Annotated in this window: 23 protein-coding genes; 17 read left to right on the top strand and 6 right to left on the bottom strand. The window is 63.1% G+C overall.

From position 1 onward, the window contains the following. Positions 1-44: 44 nt before the first annotated feature. The 12 genes from CWO91_RS06775 (at position 45) to CWO91_RS06720 (ending at position 11,579) form a co-directional block, all read left to right on the top strand. Positions 45-824 carry an IclR family transcriptional regulator gene (locus CWO91_RS06775; protein ID WP_130212768.1) on the top strand — a complete coding sequence of 260 codons (780 nt, stop codon included), beginning with the start codon at positions 45-47 and terminating at the stop codon, positions 822-824. Between the two features lie 137 nt (positions 825-961). Further along, positions 962-1,708 carry a dienelactone hydrolase family protein gene (locus tag CWO91_RS06770; RefSeq protein ID WP_130212767.1) on the top strand — a complete coding sequence of 249 codons (747 nt, stop codon included), beginning with the start codon at positions 962-964 and terminating at the stop codon, positions 1,706-1,708. Positions 1,709-1,793: 85 nt separating this feature from the next. Next, a complete protein-coding gene (locus CWO91_RS06765; RefSeq protein WP_245471145.1) occupies positions 1,794-2,954 on the top strand; it encodes an ABC transporter substrate-binding protein in 1,161 nt (386 codons plus the stop codon). 54 nt (positions 2,955-3,008) lie between these two features. Further along, positions 3,009-3,884, top strand: coding sequence for a branched-chain amino acid ABC transporter permease (locus CWO91_RS06760; protein WP_130212766.1), 876 nt, complete (start codon positions 3,009-3,011; stop codon positions 3,882-3,884). A 1-nt stretch (position 3,885) separates the two neighbouring features. Continuing rightward, on the top strand, positions 3,886-4,920 hold the full coding sequence (locus CWO91_RS06755; protein WP_130212765.1) for a branched-chain amino acid ABC transporter permease: 1,035 nt from the start codon (positions 3,886-3,888) through the stop codon (positions 4,918-4,920). Beyond that, on the top strand, positions 4,901-5,686 hold the full coding sequence (locus CWO91_RS06750) for an ABC transporter ATP-binding protein (protein WP_245471143.1): 786 nt from the start codon (positions 4,901-4,903) through the stop codon (positions 5,684-5,686). Before CWO91_RS06755 ends, CWO91_RS06750 begins: the two co-directional genes overlap by 20 nt. Beyond that, entirely contained in the window at positions 5,676-6,389 is a 714-nt protein-coding gene (locus CWO91_RS06745) for an ABC transporter ATP-binding protein (RefSeq protein ID WP_130212764.1), read from the top strand. The genes CWO91_RS06750 and CWO91_RS06745 overlap by 11 nt, the downstream gene beginning before the upstream one ends. Before the next feature lie 37 nt (positions 6,390-6,426). Beyond that, entirely contained in the window at positions 6,427-7,650 is a 1,224-nt protein-coding gene (locus CWO91_RS06740; RefSeq protein WP_130212763.1) for a CaiB/BaiF CoA transferase family protein, read from the top strand. A 13-nt stretch (positions 7,651-7,663) separates the two neighbouring features. Then, on the top strand, positions 7,664-8,734 hold the full coding sequence (locus tag CWO91_RS06735) for an acyl-CoA dehydrogenase family protein (protein WP_165405269.1): 1,071 nt from the start codon (positions 7,664-7,666) through the stop codon (positions 8,732-8,734). Positions 8,735-8,745: 11 nt separating this feature from the next. Then, complete coding sequence (locus tag CWO91_RS06730) at positions 8,746-9,903, top strand: acyl-CoA dehydrogenase family protein (protein ID WP_130212761.1); 1,158 nt, start codon at positions 8,746-8,748, stop codon at positions 9,901-9,903. A gap of 29 nt (positions 9,904-9,932) precedes the next feature. Beyond that, positions 9,933-10,709, top strand: a complete 777-nt coding sequence (locus CWO91_RS06725) for an enoyl-CoA hydratase/isomerase family protein (RefSeq protein WP_130212760.1) — start codon at positions 9,933-9,935, stop codon at positions 10,707-10,709. Positions 10,710-10,718: 9 nt separating this feature from the next. After that, positions 10,719-11,579, top strand: coding sequence for an amidohydrolase family protein (locus CWO91_RS06720; protein ID WP_130212759.1), 861 nt, complete (start codon positions 10,719-10,721; stop codon positions 11,577-11,579). A gap of 21 nt (positions 11,580-11,600) precedes the next feature. On the opposite strand, the gene CWO91_RS06715 is transcribed toward CWO91_RS06720, so the two are convergent. From CWO91_RS06715 to CWO91_RS06690, 6 genes are all read right to left on the bottom strand, one after another. After that, positions 11,601-12,056 (bottom strand): PaaI family thioesterase, encoded by a 456-nt coding sequence (locus CWO91_RS06715; protein ID WP_130212758.1) that lies wholly within the window; start codon positions 12,054-12,056, stop codon positions 11,601-11,603. Positions 12,057-12,162: 106 nt separating this feature from the next. After that, positions 12,163-13,332, bottom strand: coding sequence for an NADH:flavin oxidoreductase/NADH oxidase (locus CWO91_RS06710; protein WP_130212757.1), 1,170 nt, complete (start codon positions 13,330-13,332; stop codon positions 12,163-12,165). Between the two features lie 167 nt (positions 13,333-13,499). Next, entirely contained in the window at positions 13,500-14,711 is a 1,212-nt protein-coding gene (locus tag CWO91_RS06705) for an ABC transporter substrate-binding protein (RefSeq protein ID WP_130212756.1), read from the bottom strand. 74 nt (positions 14,712-14,785) lie between these two features. Further along, positions 14,786-15,958 (bottom strand): NADH:flavin oxidoreductase/NADH oxidase, encoded by a 1,173-nt coding sequence (locus tag CWO91_RS06700; protein ID WP_130212755.1) that lies wholly within the window; start codon positions 15,956-15,958, stop codon positions 14,786-14,788. Between the two features lie 51 nt (positions 15,959-16,009). Then, on the bottom strand, positions 16,010-17,221 hold the full coding sequence (locus tag CWO91_RS06695) for a CaiB/BaiF CoA transferase family protein (protein ID WP_130212754.1): 1,212 nt from the start codon (positions 17,219-17,221) through the stop codon (positions 16,010-16,012). Positions 17,222-17,237: 16 nt separating this feature from the next. Then, positions 17,238-18,083, bottom strand: coding sequence for an amidohydrolase family protein (locus CWO91_RS06690; RefSeq protein WP_130212753.1), 846 nt, complete (start codon positions 18,081-18,083; stop codon positions 17,238-17,240). Positions 18,084-18,550: 467 nt separating this feature from the next. Here CWO91_RS06690 and CWO91_RS06685 point away from each other — a divergent pair, with 467 nt between their 5' ends. The 5 genes from CWO91_RS06685 to CWO91_RS06665 all read left to right on the top strand — a co-directional run bounded on the left by CWO91_RS06685 (position 18,551) and on the right by CWO91_RS06665 (position 24,765). After that, entirely contained in the window at positions 18,551-19,288 is a 738-nt protein-coding gene (locus tag CWO91_RS06685) for an IclR family transcriptional regulator (RefSeq protein WP_130212752.1), read from the top strand. A gap of 844 nt (positions 19,289-20,132) precedes the next feature. Then, positions 20,133-21,047: a LysR family transcriptional regulator gene (locus CWO91_RS06680; RefSeq protein ID WP_130212751.1), complete on the top strand. Its 915-nt coding sequence runs from the start codon at positions 20,133-20,135 to the stop codon at positions 21,045-21,047. Positions 21,048-21,211: 164 nt separating this feature from the next. Further along, on the top strand, positions 21,212-22,624 hold the full coding sequence (locus tag CWO91_RS06675) for an MFS transporter (RefSeq protein WP_130212750.1): 1,413 nt from the start codon (positions 21,212-21,214) through the stop codon (positions 22,622-22,624). A 217-nt stretch (positions 22,625-22,841) separates the two neighbouring features. Beyond that, positions 22,842-23,546, top strand: coding sequence for a haloacid dehalogenase type II (locus CWO91_RS06670; RefSeq protein ID WP_130212749.1), 705 nt, complete (start codon positions 22,842-22,844; stop codon positions 23,544-23,546). Then, positions 23,533-24,765 carry a CaiB/BaiF CoA transferase family protein gene (locus CWO91_RS06665; RefSeq protein WP_130212748.1) on the top strand — a complete coding sequence of 411 codons (1,233 nt, stop codon included), beginning with the start codon at positions 23,533-23,535 and terminating at the stop codon, positions 24,763-24,765. The genes CWO91_RS06670 and CWO91_RS06665 overlap by 14 nt, the downstream gene beginning before the upstream one ends.

Here is a 24,765-nt window from a genome sequence, read left to right as displayed (position 1 = left end):
ATGGGAAAACTTTTCTATCTATGTGAAAAAGCGAGCGAGGAAGCATGTCCAAAGAGGTCATCAAGACGGCCAGGCGGCTGTTCGAGATCCTGGAATATTTCGACGAGATGCAGCGGCCATTGAGTCTCAAGGAGGTCGCCTTGCGCTTCGGTTATCCGGTCTCGAGCGCCTCCGCGGTCCTCAAGAGCATGGTGGTGCTCGGCTATATCGACTTCGACCGTTATTCGCGAACCTACATGCCGACGATGCGGATCGTTCAGCTCGGGCAATGGGTGCAGGGCGCCCTTTTCGGAGAGCGCGGAATTTCTGGGCTGGTCAACCACCTCAACAAGGAAACAGAAGAGACCGTCAGCATCGCGACGCAGAGCGATCTGTACATGCAATATATCCACGTCCAGCCTTCGCCGCGCGCGATCCAGTTCTCGATCAGGCCAGGGACGATCCGGCCGCTCGCGCGTTCGGGTCTCGGATGGATGCTGTTGAGCGCGCGTTCGGACGAGACCATCGAGAAGCTCGTGCGCCGCATCAATTTCGAGGAGGAAGACCGGAAGAAGAAGGTCGACTTGAAGGAGCTGATGCAGAAACTCCGCAAGATCCGCAAGGACGGTTACGTCATCTCCCTTCACACCGTGACGGCTGGCGCGGGTGTCATCGGTATGTTGTTGCCGGAGCGGCGCCACGGCCGCATCCTGGCGATCGGCGTCGGCGGGCCGGTCGAGCGGCTCGTGTCCAAGCGAACGCAGATTCTGAGATCACTGCGCGAAGGCATCGACAAATTCGTCACGCGGGAGGACCGCGCATCCGCGACAAAAGCTCGCAATTGAGCAAATCCATTTTCACATATCTGTAAATACGCACGCATATCTGTAATGCTCTGGCTTTCAGCTTCGGCCCGGCACATTCTCCGCCCACTCCACGCCTCGAACGCGCGGGGATACAAAATGGTTAGAAGGGTGGAGTCGTGCAGGAGAAGGTCGTCGATCTGAAAACCAAGGACGGGGTGATGAACACGTATGTGTTTCACCCGGACCGTCCAGGACCGTTCCCTGTTGTCATCTTCTATATGGACTCGGTCGGCGTCCGCGAGGAGCTATCTGACATGTGCCGGCGTCTCGCGACGGTCGGCTACTACGTCATCATGCCGAACATGTATTACCGCATGGTCCGCTGCGTCGATCTCGACGCCAACCGGCTGTGGGACCCCGCTTGCGCGGACAAGCTGGAATTTATGTGGAAGCTTAATCGCCACCTCACCAACACCATGGTGATGGAAGACACGCAAGTCATGTTCGACTTCCTCGCCAATGAACCGGCGGCGCGGCAGGGCAAGACGGGATGCGTCGGCTATTGCATGAGTGGCCGCTACGTCTACCGCGCGATGGGCGTATTTCCCGATCGTATGGCCGCCGGCGCCTCCGTCTACGGCGCGCGCCTCGTCACCGACCAGCCAGACTCCGCGCATCTCGTCACCGATAAGATCAAGGGGGAGATCTACTTCGCTCTCGCCGAGCATGATCACTACGCGCCGGCCGAGATGCTCGAGCAGGTGTCGCAGGCGATCAAGACGACCGGCATCAACGGACGGATGGAATACTATCCGGAAGCCGAGCACGGCTTCGCCTTTCCGACCCGGCGCCTCTACCACAAGGCCAGCACCGAGCGGCATTGGGAGCGCCTGTTCGATCTCTTTCAGCGCAATCTGAATTGAGCTCGAACGCCTGAGTTGACCTGCATTCAACAGGGCCGCCGCGGCGCCGCCGTGGACGGCCGGATAAAATCATAAGGGAAGAACGATGATGCGTGCGGATCGCCGAAAAATCATGTTGTCGTTGGGGGCCATCGTGGCCGCGACTGTGCAGCTCGCCTATGCGCCCGGCGCAATGGCCGCCGACCCGGTCAAGATCGGCCTTGCGCTGCCTCTGAGCGGCGCAGCGGCGACTTACGGGCAGGAGCTGCAGCGCGGCGCCGAATATGCCGCCGACCTTGTCAATCAGCGCGGCGGCATTCTCGGCGGCCGCAAGATCGAGCTGGTCTTCGAGGACGAGAAGGGCACGCCGCAGGGTGGCGTCGCAGCGGTGCAGAAGCTGATGTCCGTCGGACGCGTGAAGGCGATCACCGGCGGCACCAACAGCTCGGTCGTGCTCGCGGAATCCTCGGTCACGAAGAAACGCATCCTGCAGGTGAACGCCGGTGCGCAGGCCGACGCCATCACCGACCAGGGCAGCCCCTGGCTGTTCCAGATCAACAACACGGTGTCGCTGAATTCCGAGGCGTTCAACGCCTACATCGTCAAGACGCTGAAGCCGAAGACGGTCGCCTACATGGGCGAGAATTCCGAGTTTAACAAGACCGTTCTGGAGAAGCTCAAGGAAAGCCTCAAGTCAGCCGGCATCGAACTGGTCAGCACGTCGACCTACGATGCCGAGACCAACGACTTCACGTCTATCCTCACCAAGATCAAGGCAAGCAATCCCGACATGATTTACATCGCCGATGCCTATCCGGCGCGTGCAGCCCAGCTCTGGAAGCAGGTGCGACAGATCGGCGGCTTCAAGATCGAGGTGATGTCGCCGGGCGTGGTGACGCCGGGCATGATCAAGCCGTCGGAGGGCGCGATGAATGGTATCATTACGGGTGAAATCTTCATGGCGTCCGATCCGGGGCCCGACGGGAAAGAATTCGTCGAGAACTACCAGAAGAAGTTCAACAGCGTCCCGGGCAAAGGCGAACTGGTGATCTTCGAAGCGATCAACCTGATTGCGTCGGCGATGGACAAGGCCGGCACCGATAGTGACTACGACAAGATCTCGAACGTCATTCGCGAAGGCGCCTGGCAGAGCCCGCGTGGCCTGCTGAAGTTCGACGAAAAGGGCAGGGCGCGCGCGCCGTACTTCTACATTCAGCGAGTCGAGAACGGGGCTGTCGTTCAGCTTGAGCGCGTCAGCTCGAACTGAAGATCGACCGCAGTGCAAAGTAGACCGCAGTGCAAAGTAGAAGGTGCGTAGGCTTTGGAACTTCTGGCTCAAACCCTAGTCAACGGATTGGTGCTGGGCGCCGGCTATGCCGTCATCGCCGTCGGCCTGACGCTGATCTTTGGAATCGTGGGCATCGCAAACTTTGCCCATGGCGCGTTCTTCGCCATGGGCGGCTACGCCTGCTATTTGCTAACGTCGCAAGGCCTGAGCTATTTGGCCGCTGTTCCGCTCTCCGTACTGATCGTCGTGATCATCGGAGCGCTGACCGAATGGATTGTCATCAGGCGCAGCCTCTACGGAGACTCGCATCACGGCTCGTTGATCGTGACCTTCGCGCTCGGTCAGGCGGCGGTGGCCGGATTGATCCTGATCTTCGGGCCGGATCCGCTTCCTGTGCCGTCGCCTCTAGGGCAGAGCACGATGCGATTTTTTGGGATCTTCGTCACTTCGCAGCGCGCTTTCATATTCGTTTGCTCGGTGCTCGTGCTCGGTGCCCTCGGCCTGTGGCTTCGCCTGAGCATCAAGGGTCAGCAGGTCGTCGCGGTTGCCCAGAACGCGCGTGGCGCGCTTTATTCCGGGATTGACGTGCCCTGGATACGCGCGCTTGCCTTTGTGCTCGGGGTCGCCGCGGCGGGTCTTGCCGGTGCGCTGCTGGCGCCGATCTCGACGATCTATCCGACCATGGGATACAGCGCCCTGATCGTCGGATTTACCGTCGTCATCCTGGGCGGCATGGGCAGTATTCCCGGCGCGATGCTGGGAGCGCTTCTGATCGGTGTCGCCAACGCGCTGTTCGAAACTTATGTCTCGGTCTCTTGGACGCCCGCGTTAGGCTGGGCGCTGGTCATCGCCACGCTGCTGTTCCGTCCACAGGGACTGCTCGGTCAACTCCAGCAGCATCGGCACTAGTATGGCGACCCAGGACTTCGGCACGATGATCGACAGGAAGCAGGTCGCTGTCTCGGCCAAGAACAGGTCTGGACGTATCGCGCGGGAGGCCTCCTACGTCGCCTGCGCTCTCATCGTCATCGTCGTGTTCGCTTACACCTTCACCGACCCGTTTGTGGTAACTCTGGCAGGCTATACCTGCGCGTTCGCCTTGTTTGCCTTGAGCATCAACATCATCCTCGGCGGTGTCGGCGAAGTCCCGCTTGGCCAATGCTTGTTCTTCGGCGTCGGCGCCTATGGCGCGGCGATCGGAATGGGCAAGCTAGGACTGCCCTTCGAGGTCGCGGTGCCGATCGCGCTCGTACTCGCCGTGGTATTGGCCGCCGTCATCGGAATCATCACGCTGCGCCTGACCGGCGCCTACTTCTCGATCGTCTCCTGGGGCCTCACCGGCGTCGCTATGGTCGCGGCGACGAATCTTGAGGAAATCACCGGCGGTCCGCTCGGGCTGTTCGGCTTTCCCCCTATCAAGATCGGACCGCTTCAGCTGTCGGACCCGCAGACCTATTTTGCGGTCACCGCCGGAATTCTGCTGCTGGCGATTCTGTTCCTGGTCGCCCTGCGCCGGTCTCCGTTCGGCGCCGCGATGGACAGCGTCCGTCAGAATCCGCATCTGGCGCGTTCGGTCGGCGTCGATGTCGCGCGAGTCAGGCTGAAGGCGTTCATGCTCAGCGCGCCGTTCGCGGCGCTCGCGGGTGCGCTCGCCGTTCCCTATACGCAGATCGTCACGCCCGAGGTGTTCAGCGTCGCGAACACGGTGGATGGCCTCCTGATGGTGCTGCTGGGCGGCGCGCAGCTCGTGGTCGGTCCGGTCATCGGCGCTGCGATGTTCACGCTGATCCCGCAGGCCATGAACCTCGATCCGAATGTACGGATCCTGGTGTTCTCGTCGATCATCATCCTGATCATGATGTTTGCGCCTGGCGGATTGCATCAATTGGGCGTCGCTCTGCGTGACCGGTTGGGAAGGAAGACAGATGACGATCGCAGCCGCTGAGCGCCCAGCCGTCTCGGCCCGGGACATCGTCAAACGCTACGGCGGCGTGACGGCGCTGAACGGCGTCAGCCTCGATGTGCAGGAAGGCGAGATCTTCGGTATCATCGGTCCGAACGGTGCGGGCAAGTCGACGCTGTTCGACATCCTCTGCGGCATCACCGTGCCGACCAGTGGATCGATCCGCATCATGGGCAGCGAGATCGCTGGCGTGGCTCCGCATCTCATCGCGCGCTCCGGCGTCGCCCGGACCTTCCAGCGCACGGCGGTGTTCGCCGAGAGCACGGTGCTGGAGAATCTCCTGTTCGGCCGCCATGCAAGCTTTCGCCACGGTGTCCTCGGACGGATCGTCGGCAGCAGGTCCTGTACCGGGGATCAGCAGGCCTTCCAGGGCCGCGTCGAGGAGGTGCTCGCGCTGATCGGCCTCGCCGGAGAGCGGAACCGCAAGGCCGGCGTGCTGGCCTATGGCGTGCAGCGCCGGCTCGCCGTCGGCATCGCATTGATGTCCGATCCGAAGATCATGTTCCTCGACGAGCCTGCGGCCGGCATGAACGGGCGCGAGACCGCCGACTTCATCGCGCTGATCCGTGCGATCGCGCCGGGGCGGACGATCCTGATCGTCGAGCACGACATGGCCGTCATCCGGCAACTCTGCGGCCGCGCGCTCGTCGTCGTCGACGGCAAGCCGGTCGTGGTCGACGCGCCGCATCACGTCCTCAGTCATCCCGAGGTCGTGACCGCATATTTGGGGGCCGACGATGACGAGTGATGGCGCGCTGCTGACCGTCAAGGACGTCTCGGCGGCCTACGGCAAGGTCGTCGCGCTGCGCGGCGTCTCGCTCTCCGTCAATCGCGGGGAGATCGTCGCGATCCTCGGCGCGAACGGCGCGGGCAAGACCACGCTGTTGAACGTCATCTCCGGTGTCCTGCCGATCACCGCCGGCCGCATCGAGTTCGCAAACCAGCGTATCGACGGCCGCAAGCCTTGGACGCTCAGCCGGGCCGGCATCAGCCACGTGCCCGAAGGGCGCGAGATCTTTCCGTCGATGACGGTCGAGGCGAACCTGAAGATCGTCGATGCATTCGGCAGCGGCCCCGTGTTCTCGGTCGAGGACGTCTTGAACATGTTTCCGCGTTTGCGTGAGCGCTTCCGGCAGGCGGCCGGCAATCTCAGCGGCGGTGAGCAGCAGATGCTGGCCATTGGCCGCGGGTTGATGGCGCGTCCGCGACTGATCCTGTTCGACGAGCCGTCGCTCGGCCTGTCGCCGTTCTTCTCAAAATTCGTGCTCGGTGCCATCGGCGCGTTGCGGGCCAAGGGCCTCTCGGCGCTTCTGGTCGAACAGAACATGCGCGCGGCGCTCAAGATTGCCGACCGCGCCTATGTGCTGAGGGTAGGATCGATCGTGCGCGAAGGATCGGCCGGCGAGATCGCGGACGCACCCGACATCCAGGAAGCCTATCTCGGCGCCTAGCGGAGATAGCTCGTTGCAAGGAATTCGAGACAGACACATGCAGGGTCGACGCAATCTTCCGCTCGATGGCCTCACGGTCATCGATCTTGGCCAGGTCTATCAGGGCCCTTACGCGACGTATCTGATGGCCAAGGCCGGAGCCAGGGTGATCAAGATCGAGCCGCTCGCCGGTGAGCCGGTTCGTCAACGCGACAGCGTCAGTCGCGGCTCGGGTGCGCCGTTTGCGATGCTGAACGGCCACAAGCAGTGCATCACGCTCGATCTGAAATCCGCGAAGGGCAAGGAGATACTCAAGCGCCTGGTCAAGGATGCAGACGTCCTCCTCGAAAACTACGCGCCCGGCGTGATGGATCGGCTCGGCATCGGCTGGTCCGTGCTGCACGAGCTCAATCCGCGGCTCGTCTACGCCTCGGGCTCCGGTTACGGGCTGTCGGGCCCGGACAAGGACAATTTGGCGATGGACGTGACGGTGCAGGCGGTGTCGGGGCTGATGAGCGTCACCGGCTTTCCGGATAGTCCGCCCGTCAAGGCCGGTCCGGCGCTCGTCGATTTCATGAGCGGCATTCATCTCTATGCCGGCGTGATGACGGCCTTGTACGAGCGGCAGATCACGGGCGTCGGGCGGCTGGTGGAAGTGGCGATGCAGGAAGCCGTGTTTCCTGCGCTCGCCTCGAACCTAGCCTACATGTACGACATCGGCCGGGCGCCGCCGCGCACCGGCAACCGACATGGCGGGCTCTCCGCGGCACCATATAATGTCTATCCGGCGAGCGACGGCTACATCGCGATCATCGCGACCAACGACAAGCACTGGGCGGCCCTGCTGCAGGCTATCGGCCGCACCGAATTGGCCGACGATCCGCGCTTCCGGGACAAGGTCGCGCGCGTTCGCAACATGGACCAGACCGACCAGCTGATCGCGGACTGGAGCGCGAAGATCACCCGCGAGGAGGCCTGCGCGGCGCTGGCGAAATTCAAGGTGCCGTCCGCGCCGGTTCGCGACCTCGAAGAGGTCTGCAACGACCGGCACATGCATGCGCGCGGCATGCTCGAATGGATCGAGCATCCGCAGTTCGGACGGATCGTGATTCCGGACAGCCCGATCCGCATCCATGGCGCCGACAGGTTGCCGGCCGCGGTCTCCTCGAGATTGGGCGCGAACACCGACGAGGTGCTGTCGTCCATGCTCGACCTGTCGGGGCCCGAGATTGCCGCGCTTCGAACCGAGGGCGTGATCGGCCCGCGCCCTTCGTCCACCTAACGAGAGAATGACGATGTCAGCTTCTGAAACCCTCGTCGTCGAAACCGCCGCGCGCGTGTTTGCGGATCTGGCCGATCCGCAGACCATCGTGCAGAAGCGCGACGACGCCTGGAAGGCGCCGCTCTGGTCGTCGCTTCAGGACATCGGACTGGACCTCGCCTGGGCCTCCGAGACCGCGGGCGGTGCTGGCGCGTCGCTCGCCGACGGCTTCGGCATCATTCGCGAGGCCGGCCGCGCGGCTTTGGCAGTGCCGCTCGCGGAAACGCTTCTGGCCGGGTGGCTGCTGGATCGTGCAGGTCTGATCGCGCCCGGCGGCCCGATGACGCTGGCGCCGGTGCGGCCGAAAGATCATCTCACGCTCGACAAGACCGGCCGCATCAACGGCCGCGCCCGCATGGTGCCTTTTGCCAGCGACGTCGCGCATCTCGTCGTGCTGGTCACTGGAGACGAGGGGCCGTCGGTCGCTCTGGTCCGAACAGCCGATTGCAAGCTGAAGCCCGGCAAGAGTCTCGCGGGCGACGCGCGCGATAGCGTGGAGTTCGCGGGCGTCCTGCCGGTTCACAGTGCACGCCTTAAGCAATCGGGAACGCGTGAAAAGGACGTTCTTCTCCTGATGGGGGCGGCGGCGCGAGCGCAGCAGATTGCAGGCGCGCTGGACAGGATTCTTGAACTCTCGGTCCTGTATTCGCAGCAGCGTGTAGCGTTCGAGAAGCCGATCTCGAAGTTCCAGGCGATCCAGCACAGCCTCGCGCGGCTCGGCGGCGAGGTTGCTGCAGCCGCGTCCGCCGCGGCGTCGGCGGCGGATACCATCGCCAGCACGGGCTTCGATGACGACGCCGCGCTGCTGGAGATCGCAGCGGCAAAGATTCGCTGCAGCGAGGCCGCCGAGGGCGGGACCGGCATCGCCCATCAGGTGCACGGCGCGATCGGCTTCACCGACGAGCACATCCTGCATCGTTTCACGCTGCGCCTGCTGTCGTGGCGCGACGAATTCGGTGACGAAACGTTCTGGAGCCTCAAGCTCGGCGAGTTCATCACCGCCAGAGGTCCCCGGGAACTCTGGCCCCTGCTGGCCTCTCGCTGAAAGGAGCCAAGATGTCCCTCATTCATTTCGACGCCATGCGCCTGCCGGCCCATTGCCAGGAGCTGCGCAAGGAGGTCCGGGCGTTCCTTGAGAGCGAGATCGCGGCGGGCACGTTCGATCCTGACAGGCCGGAGGTCGGCGCGAAGAATGCCGATGAGTTCTCCCGCCGCGTCGGCGCGAAGGGCTGGATCGGCATGACCTGGCCGAAGAAGTATGGCGGTCAGGAGCGCAGCTTCCTCGAACGCTACGTCGTGACCGAGGAGATGCGGATCGCCAATGCGCCGGTGCGCCGCTTCTTCGTCGCGGATCGTCAGAGCGGCCCGACCCTCATTCGCTACGCTCACGAGAAGATCAAGCAGGACGTGCTTCCCCGCATCATCCGCGGCGAGCTGTTCTTCTGCATCGGCATGAGCGAGCCCAATTCAGGCTCGGACCTATTCGCGGCGAGCACCAAGGCGACGAAGACGGACGGCGGCTGGCTGATCAACGGAACGAAAGTCTGGACCAGCAGCGCGCACATCGCGGACTACATGATCGGCCTGTTCCGGACCTCCGGCTCGACCAAGGAAAACCGGCGGCATGGCCTGACCTCGTTCCTGGTCGATATGAAGACGCCCGGCATCACCTGCCGGCCGATCGGGCAGATGAGCGGCCAGCGCGACTTCAACGAGGTCGTGTTCCAGGACGCGTTCATTCCGGATGATCACGTCATCGGCGAGGTCGACGGCGCCTGGAAGCAGGCCACGAGCGAGCTGGCCTATGAGCGCTCCGGGCCGGAGCGGTTTCTCGAAACCTACGACGCGCTGCTCGCGCTCACCAATGCGGCCGGCGCGAAGCCGGACGTCCGCGTGACGGTCGGCATCGGGAAGCTGGTCGCGCAACTGCACACGCTGCGCCGCATGTCCGTCTCGGTGGCGGGCATGCTCGAGGCCGGCCGCGAACCCGTGGTCGAGGCCGCCATCGTCAAGGATCTCGGCACGGTCTGGGAGCAGGCGCTGCCGCACCGGGTCCGCGAGCTCGCTTCGCTGCTCGACCTCGAGGACGACGAAGAGGACACCTTCCGCAACAAGCTGGATTTCGAGCTCAAGATCGCACCGAAGCTCACGATCCAGGGCGGCACTACGGAAGTCCTGCGCGGCATCATCGCGCGCGGGCTCGGACTTCGCTGATCAGGACAACAACAGGAATCTGACACCACATGAGCACTGATATCGCCGTCACCACGCAAGGCCATGTCGCAATGATCGAGATTCAGCGGCCGCCGCTGAACTATTTCGATCTCCAGCTCATCCGCGACATCGCCGACGCGCTCGACAAGATCGATGCGAACAGCGAAATCCGGTCCGTCGTCCTTGCCGCGCAGGGCAAGGCGTTCTGCGCCGGCGCGGATTTCAATACGCCGGCCCGGGACGCGCCGGCCAGTGGCGACCAGCGAGACGGAGGTCACCTCTATATCGAGGCCGTGCGCATCTTCCGGAACAAGAAGCCGATCGTCGCAGCGGTGCAGGGCGCCGCAATCGGCGGCGGCTTCGGTCTGGCGATGTCAGCGGATTTTCGCGTGACCTGCCCCGAGGCCCGGTTTGCGGCGAATTTCACCCGCCTCGGTTTCCACCCCGGCTTCGGACTGACCGTCACGCTGCCGGAAGCCATCGGCAAGTCGAATGCCGAGCTGATGTTCTACACGAGCCGGCGCGTCACCGGTGAGCAGGCGCTGGCGATGGGGTTGGCCAGCGTGCTGGTTCCTCAGGACCAGGTCCGCGCCGCCGCTCTGTCGCTCGCGCAGGAGATTGCCGAATGCTCGCCGCTCGGCCTGCTGTCGACCCGCGCCACCATGCGCGCCGGGCTGGCGGATCGCGTCAAGAAGGCGACGGATCACGAGCTCGCCGAGCAGAACCGTCTGCGCGTGACCGACGATTTCCGCGAGGGCGTCAAATCCACGGCGGAGCGCCGATCCGCCAATTTCACCGGCAAGTGAGGGGGCACCATGACGGAGAAGCTCGAAAAATTCCCGGACGGCAGCGCTGATTGCCACGTCCACATTTACGGGCCGTTCAATCGCTTCCCGGTCGACTATTCCGGCAAATTCGCTCCGAAGCAGGAATTCCCGGTCGAGATGCTGTTCGACGTGTGGAATTCGATCGGCATTTCGCGCGGCGTCATCGTCCATGCCGGCAATGCCGGCTCGGACAACGAGGTCACGCTCGAAGCCCTGAAGCGTTTTCCGGACAAGCTGCGCGCGGTCGCGATCCTCAATCAGGACGTCACCGACAAGCGGCTGGACGAGTTGACCGATGCCGGCTTCAAGGGCGTGCGCATCAATCTGCTGTATCAGGACGGCAAGCCCGTGCTGTCGGGCGGCGGCATGAATCTGGACGACCTGAAGGCGCTGGCCCCGCGCATCGCCGAGCGCGGCTGGCACGCGCAGCTCTGGATCGAGACCGGCGATCTGCAGCAGCTGGCGCCCGAGATCGAAAAGCTCCCGCTCGACTTCGTCATCGACCACCAGGGCCGCACCATGGCGGACAAGACCGTCAATTACAGCGGCTACCAGTGGTTCTGCGACCGCGGCCTCAAGAGCGGCCGCTATTGGTGCAAGCTGTCCGGCGCGGATCGCAACACGCGCATCGGCAGCCCCTACAAGGACACGGAAGACTTCATGAAGGCGCTGGTCGCCGCCAACCCCGACCGGCTGATCTGGGGCAGCGACTGGCCGCATGTCGGACACGCCGACGATGCGGTCCCGAAGGAATCCGTGCTGATGGATTTGTTCGGGCGCTGCGTGCCTGACGAGGCCGTCCGCAGGAAGATCCTGATCGACAATCCGGCCCGGCTCTACGGCTTCTGAGAGCCGGAGGCCGCGAAGAGATCACGCCGGGCTGGTCCCGGCGGAAGTTTTGGGGCGCAGCGCCGCCGTCGAGCTCGCCGTTGCGATGAGCACGTCGTTGGCGTCCCGCAGCTCAGCCTCCATGAAGCCGATGCTGCGGCCCTGCCGAACGATCTTGCCATAGGTGCGGTACAGGCCGGGATGCGCCGGAAGCAGGAACGCGACCTTGATCTCGAGGCTCGCGACCGTCATCAGGTATTCGCCGCGCAGCAGGCTCGCGGTCGCCATGGCCGCGTCGAGCCAACCCGTGACTATCCCACCCTGCACGATGCCGCCCTTGGGATGTCCTTCAGTGGAATGGCAGTGCCGCGGCTCGGCATGCCATTCGATCATGACGCGATCGCGTGTCTGATCGTAGGAGACGGCGCCGACGCCGAGCAACTCCCACGCGGCCGGGCGTCGCGCCTCGGTCTGCCTGATCAAGTCTTCGTACGACATTTTCGGTGATGGCTCGCAATTGCTGGATCTTCACGAGGCGAGCTGCGGCACGCCTCGCAATCAATCAGCACAGGCGATGTCGCCGCGCAACTGCGCCCGGCGGTGATCAGCTATCCGCCGCGATGCCCTTTTGCCACGTGGAGGGATTTCCGCCAAAGCCGCGGCGGGCCCGCTTTTCGAGCCAGTAGCCCATCTGCGGCGGGACCGCGCTGAAGGTCGAATCGACGCCGAGCTTTTGGGCCGCATCCATCGCCCAGTTCGGGTTGTGGATGAACTCGCGGCCGACCGCGACGAGGTCGGCCTTCTTATCCTGCAGGATCGCCTCGGCCTGGTCGCCGTGAATGATGAGGCCGACCGCCATGGTCATGATATCGGCTTCGCGGCGGATATAGTCCGCGAACTGGACCTGATAGCCATACTCGTTAAGGCGGAAGAAGTTCGGCACCTTGCTGTTGAGGCCGCCGGTGCTGCAGTCGATGACGTCGACGCCCTTTGTCTTCAGGATGCGCACCAGCCTAGCGTTTTCTGCCGGACCCCAGCCCGCCTCGTCCTCGATCGACAGACGGACGAACAGCGGCTTCGACGCCGGCCAGTGGGCGCGGACGGACTCGGCCACCTCGATCGCGAACCTCATGCGGTTGGCTTCGCTGCCGCCATAATCGTCCGTACGCTGGTTGGCCTCCGGCGACAGGAACGAATGGATCAGATAGCCGTGGGCGGCATGCAGCTCGACGACGTCGAAGCCGGCTTGGCCGGCGCGCGCGGCCGCCTTGCCCCAGGCGTCGATCGCATCGGGAATCTCGCTGCGCTCCAGCGCACGCGGCGTGAAATAGCCGTTGCCGAACGCAAGTGCGCTCGGACCGATCAGGTCCCAGCCGTCCACGTCATCGACGTCAGCAAGCTCCTGGGCGGAGAGGGTCCCATCTCCCTCCCAGGGACGCCGGGCTTTTCCCTTCCGGCCGGTATGTCCAAGCTGGATGCCGGCGGCGGCGCCGTTCGACTTGATGAAGCTCGCGATGTCGCGGAGGGGAGCGATGAACTTGTCATCCCAGATGCCGAGGTCTCCGACCGTTCCGCAGCCGCGGCGCTCGACCTTGGTCGACTCCACGATCACGAGACCCGCGCCGCCCGCGGCGAACTTGCCCGCGTTGGTGATGTGCCAGGAGGTCGGAAAGCCGCGCTCTGCAACGTATTGCAGCATCGGCGGGACCACGATCCGGTTCTTGAATGCGACGTCCCGAATGCATAGCGGCGAGAACAGCAGCTTTTCGTTCATCTCGGCCTCCCTTGTTTGCGGCAAGATTAGGGGGCCGGTCCTCGCATGCCAATGCGCGTCAGCGACGACGTCGCATTTCTATGGATGTGAAAAGAGGTTCTGACGATCCCCGAGCGGCGGCATTGCAGCTGTCGCTCGGGCTTCGGTTCATCGATGACGCCTGGCGATCAGGACTTCTTCATTAGCGAACACTTGCTCTGGTCGCGGGGGATGTTGGCGTCTTCGGCCGGGACGGTCGCGACGACGTCATAGAAGTCCCACGGCGTCTTGGACTGCTCCACCGTCTTTGCCCGCAGCAGATAGTAGTCGTGGATGTGCATGCCGTCCTCGCGCACATAGCCCTTCTCCGAGAAGAAGTCGTTCACGGGCATCGAGCGGAATTTTGCCAGCACCGCAGCGGTGTCGAGCGTGCCGGCCGCCTCGACGGCCTTCAGATAGTGCATGGTCGCCGAATACATCCCGGCCTGAACCATGGTCGGCATGCGGCCGACCTTGTCGAAGAACCGCTTCCCGAACGCGCGCGATGCGTCGTTGCGATCCCAGTAGAAGGCTTCCGACGTGTACAGGCCCTGCATGTTCTTCAGGCCGACCGACTTGGCATCCGTTATCTGAAACAGCAGCGCCGCGACCTTCATCTTGCTCTTGAGGCCGAGCAAGCCGAATTCGTGAGCCTGCATCAGCGAGTTGGAGGTATCACCGCTGGCATTGGCGAGCGCCAGCACATTGGCGCCGGAGCTCTGGGCCTGCAGCAGAAACGAGGAGAAGTCGCTGGTGTTGAAGGGGTGGCGCACCGAGCCGACGACCTTGCCGCCGTTCGCCTTGACTACGGCCGAAGCATCCGCTTCGAACGCATGACCGAAGGCATAATCGGCCGTCAGGAAGAACCATTCGTTGCCGCCCTGGCCGACCAACGCCTTGGCCGTGCTGCGCGCCAGCGTGGCGGTGTTGTATGTCCACTGGAACGTGTTGGGAGAGCACTTTTCGTTGGTGATCGTCGATGCGCCCGCCGACGACACGATCATCATCTTGTTCTTGTCGCGGACGAGGTCGGCCAGCGCGAGCGCGACCGCGGAGTTGCCAATATCGAGAATGACGTCGACGTTTTCGGTATCGATCCATCGCCTGGCGATGCCCGAAGCAATATCCGTCTTATTCTGGTGATCGGCGAAAATGAGCTCGATCGGCTGGCCCAGCAGCTTGCCGCCGAAATCGGCGATCGCCATTTTGGCGACTTCGACCGCCGCAGGCCCGGCGGCATCCGCATACTGCCCCGACTGATCGTTGAGCACGCCGAGCTTGACCGGCTTCGATGCAGGCGCCTGCGCATGCGCCGAAGCAAGGCTCAGGAAAACCATCGACGCTGCCAGCACACTTCTCATTGTTTCACTCCCTTTGAAAATTTTGAATGCTTGAGGTCAGGATTGATCTTGCGACGCTATCGGCGGGCGAGGTGCTATTCAGCGGCCTCGCGGTATCGCTCCACCCCGTCCAGGCTTTCGCCGCTGGCACGAAGGGCGCCGCCCCATTTGGCAAGCCACCAGCCATATTGCTCGGGCCACTTCTCGAATTTGCCAGTCAGCCCGAAATGCTCCGCGGCATGGAGCGCCCAGAACGGATCGTAGAGCATCTGGCGGGCGAGAAAGATGAGATCGGCCCGGCCGTCCTGCAGGACCTTCTCGGCGAAGTCCGGGGTTCGGATCATCCCGACGGCGCCGGTCGCAATGTCGGCCTCACGGCGAATGCGCTCGGCGAACGGCACCTGATAGCCCGGACCGCGGCCGAGATTGGCATTGGTCGACCCGGCGCGCAGATTGCCGCCGGTCGAGCAGTCGACGAGATCGACGCCCAGCTCCTTCAGTTTGCGGGAGAAGACGACGCTATCCTCGATCTCCCAGCCGCCGTCGATCCAGTCGGTGGCCGAGATGCGCACGAACAGCGGCGTGGAAGAGGGCAGTGCAACCCTCACCGCGCGCGTCACTTCGAGCGGAAACCGCATCCGGTTTTCGAGGCCGCCGCCATATTCGTCGGTGCGGAAATTGGCGAGCGGCGACAGGAACGATTGCAGCAGATAGCCGTGCGCCATGTGTAACTCGATGACGTCGAAACCCGCGAGCACGGCCCGGCGCGCCGTCGCGACGAAGGCGTCGCGCACGCCGACGAGACCATCCTTGCTGAGCGGAATGGGCGTCTGGAAGCCGTCGGAGAACGGGACATCCGAAGGCCCCGCGGGCACCCATGTTTCCTCGCCCATCTCGATGTCGCGGTCCGTCAGATGGCTGTTGCCGCGGAACGCGCGCTGCTGGCTGGATTTCCGTCCGCCGTGATTGATCTGGATCGCTGCCTTCGAGCCGCCGGATTTGATCACATGAACGACCTGGCGCATGCCGTCGATCTGGCCGTCTTCCCACAATCCGGGATCGCCGTTGGTGATGCGCCCCTTCCGGGTGACCGAGGTCTGCTCGACGAAGACGAGGCCGGCGCCGCCCTGGGCGAACTTGCCGTAGTGGACCAGGTGGAACGGCGTGACGTAGCCATTCACGGCCGAATACATCCCCATCGGCGAGACGACGATCCGGTTGCTCAGCTCGACGCCGCGGAATGCAATGCTTTCAAACAGCTTGACCATGGTGATCTTCCCCTGAATTGGCGGACCGGGACATTTGCGTCTCGGCTTTCGTCATGCTTGCGCGATGGCGCCGGCGCGGCGCAACGCATCGATCTCGCTGTCGGACAAGCCGAGATATTCCGACAACACCTCGCCATTGTGCTGGCCGAGACGCGCGGACGGGACGTAGTCCGGCGCCGCCGCATCGTGGAGCACCAGCGGGCTGCGATGGACGAGGATGTCGCCGTATTCGGGATGCGCGATCTCGCGCAGCATGCCGCGGGCGTGGAGATGCTTGTCCTCCGTCACCTCGCGCAGATCGCGAACCGCGGCGCAGGGAACCCGGTTGACGCGGCAAAGCTCGGTGATCTCGTCGCGCGTGAGCTGCGACGACCAGTCGGACACGATCTGGTCGGTCAGATCGATGTGCTTCAGACGGTCGAGCACGGTCTTGAATCGGGCATCGTCGGCGAGATCCGGCCGCCCCATCGCGCGTGTCAGTCCGGTCCAGTGGGATTCGTTGACGCTGATGATGGCGACATACCCGTCGGACGCGGGATAGACATTATAAGGCGCCTCCGCGAGGCCGCCGTGACGATTGCCGGTACGGGGAGCCGCCGCCTTGCGATTGAAGACATCGGCGAGGTTCGAGGCCATCGCCGGATAGACGGTCTCGACCATCGCGATCTCGACCAGCCGGCCGCGGCCGCTCTTCTCGCGGTCGTAGAGCGCGGTGAGGATGCCGGCGTAGAGATGCACGCCGCTGATGAAGTCGGTAATGGCAGGGCCGGCCTTGACCGGAGGACCATCGGCAAAGCCCGTCACGCTCATGATGCCCGACACCGCCTGCACGGTCAGGTCCATCGCCAGATTGTCGCGGCTCGGACCCGACAGGCCGTAGCCGGTGGCCGAGCCATAGATCAGCCGCGGGTTGATGGCGCTGAGCGCGGCATAGCCGACGCCCAGGCGATCGAGCACGCCCGGCGCATAGTTCTCGATCAGCACGTCGGCCTTCGCCGCGAGTTCCTTCAGAACCCTGACGCCATCACGCGACTTCAGGTTCAGGCTGATGTTACGCTTGTTCGCGTTGAGCATCGCGAACGGGACGGCGTTGCCCTTGCTGATGCGGGCGCGATGACGCACCGGCTCGCCGTTCGGCGGCTCGACCTTGATGACGGTCGCTCCGGCCTGCGCCATCAGGAAGCCGGCATACGGACCCTGATAGACCTGGCCGAGATCGATGACGATCACGCCGTCGAGCGGCAGCTTCTTGTTGTTGTCCAAGGTGTCCTCGGTCCTGTCAGAAATTGTAGAGCCGCGCCGGATTGGCGATCAGGATCTTGCGGCGGGTCGTCTCATCGGGCACGCAGTCGTGCAGCAGACGAAGCAGGTCCTGGAGATCGGGCATCGTCTCGGCGCTGTGGCCGACATGGGGCCAGTCGCTGCCCCACACGACCTGGTCGGGCGCGGCCTGAACGATGGCGCGCATGAAGGGCGCCGTGTCCGCATAGGGGCGGCCGATGCGCGTGTTGCGGTCGGCGCCGGAGATCTTGGTCCAGTAGCGCCCGGTCTTCAGCCGCTCGGTGTAGGCGCGAAAATCGGGATGCTCGTGGCCCTTGTCGGCCATCGTCCGCGACATGTGGTCGATCACGTAGTTCAGCGGCAATTTCTCGAGTTCGGCCGCGGCGGCGGCCAGGTCCGAGCTCTCGATCCAGAGCTGGGCGTGCCAGCCGCGCTCCGCGATGCGAGGTGCGAGCTTGACCAGATCGTCGTAGCTGGTGCCGAGCGTCGAGACCGGCTTGCCGTCCTGCCGGATCATGGTGACGCGCACCGCCTTGAAGCCGGCGTCTGTGAGTTCATCGAGCCGCTGATCCGAGACGTCGCGCCGCAGGATCGCGACGGCACGAAGCCGGTCGGGGTAGCGGCGCAGCGCATCGTAAGTGACGGCGTTGTCGTCTCCCGATCCCACCGCATGGACGATGACGCCGCGCGTGATGCCGAGCCTGTCCCAGACGGCAAAGGCGTCCTCGATCGTGAAGGGCTTTACGGCAGTGAAGCGTCCCTCGTCGCCCTGCGGAAAGCGGTCGAAGGGGCCGTAGATGTGAAAATGACAATCGCAGCTGCCTTCAGGCAATCGGTAGTCCATGCAAGCAAATCCCTGTTCGGTCCTGAGAGGTGTTGCCGCCGTTGCGCGCGGTGGCCCGGCCGGCGTCATCGCCGTGAACGCGATGGCTGATCTGAATGGTCGTGAGGAGGTTCAACTTGGCGACGGGAGGTCCGCGCGGCGGCCGGTCGACATCAGTCGATCGCAGCAGAAAAATCCAATTCCGGCTTCATGACGCCTCCCTGCAAGCGCGCCACCCTGTGGTGGGCGGTTTTGTTTTTGAGCGGCCGTGACGCCGCGGCCTTGCTGGCCGGAGAGAACACTAAGAGCTGGGCGGGCCCGAGTCCATTAAGTTACATATATGTAGTGCTATTTCTACATATATGTAAAATCGTTGCATCTAGGGATGTCGAATGCTAATTTGTCGCAGGGCGGGGGATGCCGGCTCCTGCCCATCAAGGTATAGATCCACATCTTTGGCCGAAATTCTTTCCACATATGTGCAAAAGATGAATTCCAGCATCAAGTCAGCCAAGCGGATCTTCGAAGTCCTCGAATATTTCGAGGACGTGAAGCGCCCGATCTCGCTGAAGGAGGTCGCGACGAAGTGCGACTATCCGACGTCCAGTGCCGCGGCCCTGCTGAAGAGCATGGCGATGCTCGGATACCTGTTCTACGACAGCTACAACCGCACCTACATGCCGACGATGCGCATCGCCCAGATGGGACGGTGGCTTGACACCGGGCTGTTCGGCGACAGCGCCATTCTCGCGCTGGTCGACTTCGTCCACGGCAAGCTCGACGAGCTCGTCAGCATCAGCACGCAATCCGATCTGCATGCGCAATACATTCACGCCCTGCAGACCAGCAAGCGCCTGCGCTTCGAAGTGAAGTCCGGCGACGTCCGGCCGCTCGCGATCAGCGGCATCGGGCGCACGCTGCTGAGCGGTCACACCGACGTCGAGATCGAGCGGCTCCTGCGCCGCATCAACGCCGTCTGCCCCAAGGAAGAGCATTTCGAGCTGAACGCGCTGATGAAGATCGTCAACGGCATCCGGCGCGACGGCTACATGTTCTCCAAGCACATCGTCGTCCAGGACGCCGGTGTCATTGCAGTCCTGCTGCCGAAGCGCGATTTCGGCCGCGACCTGGTCCTCGGCGTCGGCGGACCGGTATCGCGTCTCGAAGAGCGGCAGGACGAAATCCTAGCTTGTATCCGCGAAGGAATCGCGCAGTTTCTGCCGTGACCTAGGATGTTTGGCGCGTGCAGAGACCTTGAATGAACAGTCGCGTTCGCCGCGACCCGCACATCAGCTTCGAGTCCGAACCGGGAGAAGGCGGCTTCTCCATGAGAAGCCTTCCTCCACTGCTGTACAGCAGCGGGACTGGACCAAGGCATCTTCCTGATCTTTGACGGTATCTAAATCTCTGTGCCTGTGAGGCTGTATCAGTCTTGGTTATGCAAGCGACATGCGATCCAGTCGATAGACTCCGATAGGTGGCGGAATTGCCAGCGCTTCGTGTCGAGAAATTTTTCCTGTGAATTCAAGAGCAAAAATTTGCAGCGGGTATACCATCGGCATTTGCCCGTCAGATTCAAGAATTTCTTCTTGCAAATCAAGGACGAGCCGTCGTGCTAAATGATTGAGTGGGGGTAGGGCAATCGGCTAATAATGCGCGGTTTAGCGTAGTTTCGGTGTGGTGGGTCTCACTCACATGCGAAGAGAGCTGTTGGTCTCGACTTAACTCGAACGAGCTCGGCGCTCCAGCGCGTTTTGGCTGGCGGAGTACCGCGTTGAACCACAGCGTGCAGAAGAGCTGGAGCTGCTAGAGCCGAGGCGTTCATTTGAGGCCGCCCGCGATTGGCATTGCACCTACGGACTGAGTTTCCTCGGCACAGCGCTGGCGGAGGAACGATCTACTGTGCCTCTCGACTTCTATGAGCTTCGGTGCGCGCCGCTCGACGGCCGCCGATTGTCCTGAAACCGGTCACCTAGACCTCTTCGAGAGCGCACGTTGACGCCGATTGATCTAGATTTGTATTGTGGATTTTCTAGATTGAATTATTCGTGATATCAATGATGGCGCGTCATGAACCTCAGATCTGTCGATCTCAATCTTTTGGTCGCTCTGAACGCTCTTCTCACAGACCTTCACGTAACCCGTGCTGCCGACAGGATTGGCCTTAGTCAACCCGCAATGAGCAATGCGCTCTCTAGACTGCGTCACATCTTCAAGGACGAGCTTCTAGTCCGGACTGCCAACGGCATGCAGGCCACGCCGCGTGCGATCGAACTGGCGGAGCCGGTGAAGCGGCTTTTGCGGCAGGTGGAGCGCCTTCTGGATAGCGAATCCGCTTTCGATCCGACCTCCACCACACGGAGCTTTTCCGTGAGGTTGTCCGATCTTCTCAGCCGTCTTCTTCTTCCCGCCGTCGGCAAGACGTTGGAAACGACGGCCCCCTTCGCGCAACTCGACGTCGTGCACTATTCGCCGACGCATACGGTGGAGGCCTTGGAGAAGGACGAGATCGACCTTGCGATCTCGATGGGTCTCGCGCATTCGAATTCGATCAAGTCGGTCGTCCTGATGAAGGACCGGATGGTGTGCGTGATGCGCGAAGGCCACCCTTTGGCGCAGCGGCCCCTTACGATGGAGACGTTTCTTCAGGCGGCGCATCTCAAGGTCTCGATGTCGCCGACAGACCTCCGCTTCGTCGATGACGTGCTCGCACGGCAAGGGCTGACCCGCCGGGTCGCGGTCAACGTTCCCCATTGGCTGCTGGTCCCGCACGTGCTGTGCGATTCCGATCTGTTGTCGGTCATGCCGCGGCGCTTGGCCTTCGCGATGGTCGCGGAAGATCTGGCGATCAGAGACCTGCCGTTCGCGTCGGATCCTTTCGAATGGTCGATGTACTGGCATCGAAGGCACGATGCCAGTCAGGACCTGAACTGGTTGCGTTCGATTTTCGTCGATGCCACGCGAAGCCTTCCCGACAATGACTGAGAGAAGGCCGCTTACCGACCATCTTTCGATAATCCGCAGCAACAACAGGATTATTGGTCTGCCAAATAATGGAATAGCGGATTCCGATTAGACGCCGCCATCCCGATCGCCATCCTGCTCCCCAACAATTTCGGTCGATCTCTGTCGACCCTTGGGAGGGATGGATGCAAGCGATTTCGGACGTACAGGTGGCATCGGTCAACGCGGGCGCTCGCCTCGATCGGCTGCCGATTTGCGGCTTTCATTGGCGGATCCTTGCGCTAATCGGCGCGGGCATGTTCCTCGACGCCTTCGACATTTACCTCGCCGGCGGCGTTCTCGGGGCCGTGCTGAAGGAGGGGTGGTCGACACTCGAGCTCAACGCGGCGTTCGTCACCGCGACCTTTATCGGCATGACTTTGGGTGCCTGGTTCTCGGGCATTCTGGGCGATCGCTATGGTCGCCGTTTCTCCTATCAGGTCAATCTGGCCATCTTCGGCCTTGCATCTCTGGCGGCGGCGCTTGCTCCGTCCATGCAGGCGCTGATCGCCGCGCGCTTCGTCATCGGGATCGGGCTGGGCGCCGAGATCGTCGTCGGTTACGCGACGCTGACCGAGTTCGTCCCTGCATCGTCCCGCGGCCGGTGGATCGGTATCCTGGCCGTCATCACCAACTTTTCCCTGTTCGTCTCGTCGATGGTCGGCCTGTGGGTCATTCCGAGCCTCGGATGGCGCTACATGTTCGGCCTCGTCGGCGTGCTGGCGATGATCGTCTGGTTCCTCCGAAAGTCGATGCCCGAGTCGCCCCGGTGGTTGGCCGCTAACGGCCGCGCCGACGAAGCCGAGGCGATCCTCGCTCGCATCGAAGCGGAAGCTACCAAAAAGGGGCCGCTGCCGCCGGTTTCGACCGTGCAGCGTGTGGAAGACGAGGGCGGGTCCGTCTGGCGCCTGTTCGCACCGCCTTACCTCGGTCGGACCTTGCTCGGCAGCCTCCTGCATATCGTCGTCGGCTTCAGCCTCTACGGCTTCATCGGATGGCTGCCGACGTTCATGGTGAAGGGTGGCCACAGCGTCGTGTCGTCGCTCGGCTACACGACCCTCATGTCTCTGGGCGGCCCGATCGGATCGCTGATCGGCTTGGCGCTGGCCGATGCGATCGGTCGTAGACCGTCGATCATCGGATCGTCGATCGCGGCGGCGGCCTTCGGGTTGACGTATCCATTCATGCCGGACGGCGCTCCGCTCGTCGTGGTCGGCTTCCTTCTCGTCACCGCGATCTACGTGATGTTGGCCACCGGCTTCGCCATGCACGTTCCGGAGCTCTTCCCGACCCGCTACAGGCTTCGTGGCACGGCCATCTGCGCGACCGCAGGGCGCGTGACGACGGCGTTGGTCCAATTCGTCGTCATCGCGATCTTCGCGTGGAAGGGGCTCGTCGGCGTGCTGGTAACGCTCGCGGGCATTCTTCTCTTCCAGGCGGTGGTCTTCATGATCTTCGGCTTCGAGACCAAGGGTCGCGCACTCGAGGAAGTCTCGGGCGCGCCGACCGGAACGGAAGCCTCGGCCTCGAGAGAGAAGGTCGTCGGCATCGGAGCCTAGCGGACAGGCACCACAAGTAGCAGTAGGCCCGGAGATTCCCTTCGGGCTCACTGCCGTTGAGCCGTTTGCAGAAGCTGTGAATGACCTGTAGAGCCGCGACGATAGTCACGACATTCAGGTCGCGAATGTGCACAGAAGAACAATCCATTTCGAAAATGGCGATGGATGCGGTCAAATCCGGATCATCCATTTGGCTAAAGAGCAAAGGGAAGAAGCAATGACCGACATCCAGAAACTGAAGGACACCGTGAAGGTGTGCATGTTCGACCAGTACGGCACCGTCGTCGACATGCAGGGTGGCCTCGTCAAGATCGCGACGCCGTTCCTCAAGGAGAAAGGTTGGACGGGCAACCCGAACTCCTTCGTCACCTGGTGGCGCCGCACCCACTTCGAGAACTCGATGATCGACGCGCTGCTCCACCGCGAGCACACGCCGTACCGCGAGATCGGTCACCGCGCCGTCTCCCAGGTCATGGACCGGTCGGGCATCAAGTACACGAAGGACGAGGTGAAGTACCTGGTCGGCGAGATCGAGAAGCTCGAATGCTTTCCCGAGGTGCCGGCGGCGCTGGCGAAGCTGCAGACGAAGTACAAGCTGGTCGTGCTCTCCAACGGCGACCGCGACATGCTCGAGACGGCCAAGAAGTATCACAAGATCCCGTTCGACAACGTGATCTCCGTCGCCGAGGCAAACTCCTTCAAGCCGCACGTCGCGACCTACACAAAGGCCGCCGAGATCCTCGGCCTCAAAGTGGATCAGATCCTCTTCGTCGCCAACCACGCGTTCGATGTCATCGGCGCCAAGTCGGCCGGCATGCACACCGCAATGATCAATCGCCGCGACCGTCCGTTCGAAGAGACGCCGCACAAGCCCGACATCACCGTCCCCACGATGAAGGACCTTGCGGATGCGATCGTCTAGTACGGAAGCTCTCTCCGGCATCAAGGTCCTGGACCTGTGCCGCGTCGTCTCCGGCCCCTTCGCCACGATGCATCTCGGTGATCTCGGGGCGGACGTCGTGAAGATCGAAGATCCCCGTGTCGGCGACGAGAGCCGCCGATACGGTCCTCCGTTCGTCAACGGGGAGAGTTCGTACTTTCTGTCGGTCAATCGCAACAAGCGAAGCTGCGCGATCGATTTGAAGTCGCCGGCGGGGCGGGACGCGGTGATCGCGCTCGCCAAGGCCGCTGACGTCGTGATCGACAACTTCAGGCCTGGGACCCTCGACAAATGGGGCCTGTCCTACCCAGCGTTGAGCGGCGGCAACCCGAAGCTCATCCAGTGCAGCATCTCCGGGTTCGGCCGGACCGGTCCGGACGCGAGCCGGCCCGGTTACGATCTGATCCTGCAGGGCGAGTCCGGCATCATGGACATCACCGGAGATCCGGATGGCCCGCCGATGAAGGTCGGCACTTCCATCGCCGACCTGGTCACCGGCCTCTACGCATCGCAGGCGGTGCTCGCGGCACTCATGAAGCGCGAGAGGAGCGGCGTCGGCGGACGGGTCGATGTCTCCATGCTGGACGCAATGGCCTCGCTGCTGACGTTCAACGCCGGCATGTACTTCGCGTCGGGAGAAAGCCCGAAGCGTCGCGGCAACGTTCACCCCACCATCAGTCCCTACGAAACCTTCGAGGCGATCGACGGCTGGTTCAACCTCGGCGTGGCCAATGACAAGTTCTGGTTGCTGTTCTGCGCCGTCATCGGTCGCAAGGACCTCGAAGCCGACCGCCGCTTCGACACGGCGCCAAAGAGGGCGGCGAACCGCGCCGCGCTCGGCGCGATTCTGCGTCCGATCTTCAAGTCCGAACCGCGCGACCGTTGGCTGGAGGTCTTCAGCGGCGCCGGCATTCCTTGCGGCGCGATCAGGACGGTCGGCGAGGTCTGCGAAACGCCGCAGCTCGTTCAGCGCGACATGGTCCAGACCGTGACGCACAGGGTCGCCGGCGAAGTCAGGTTCGTGGCCCGGCCGCTGCGTTTCGACGACAAGCCTCCCGCGCCGTCCACGCCGCCGCCGACCCTGGGCGAGCACACCCTCGAGGTGTTCGAGAACTGGCTCGGATGGACGCGGAAGGAAGTGTTGGACTTCGCCTCCAAAGGCGCCTTCGGCGATGCCGCGCTGAAGCAGTCGGCTGAATAG

It is taken from the genome of Bradyrhizobium genosp. SA-3 (genome assembly GCF_004212635.1).
Classification (GTDB): Bacteria; Pseudomonadota; Alphaproteobacteria; order Rhizobiales; family Xanthobacteraceae; genus Bradyrhizobium.
Note: the sequence above shows the minus strand (reverse complement) of the source record. Positions and strands in the feature narration are given on the sequence as shown.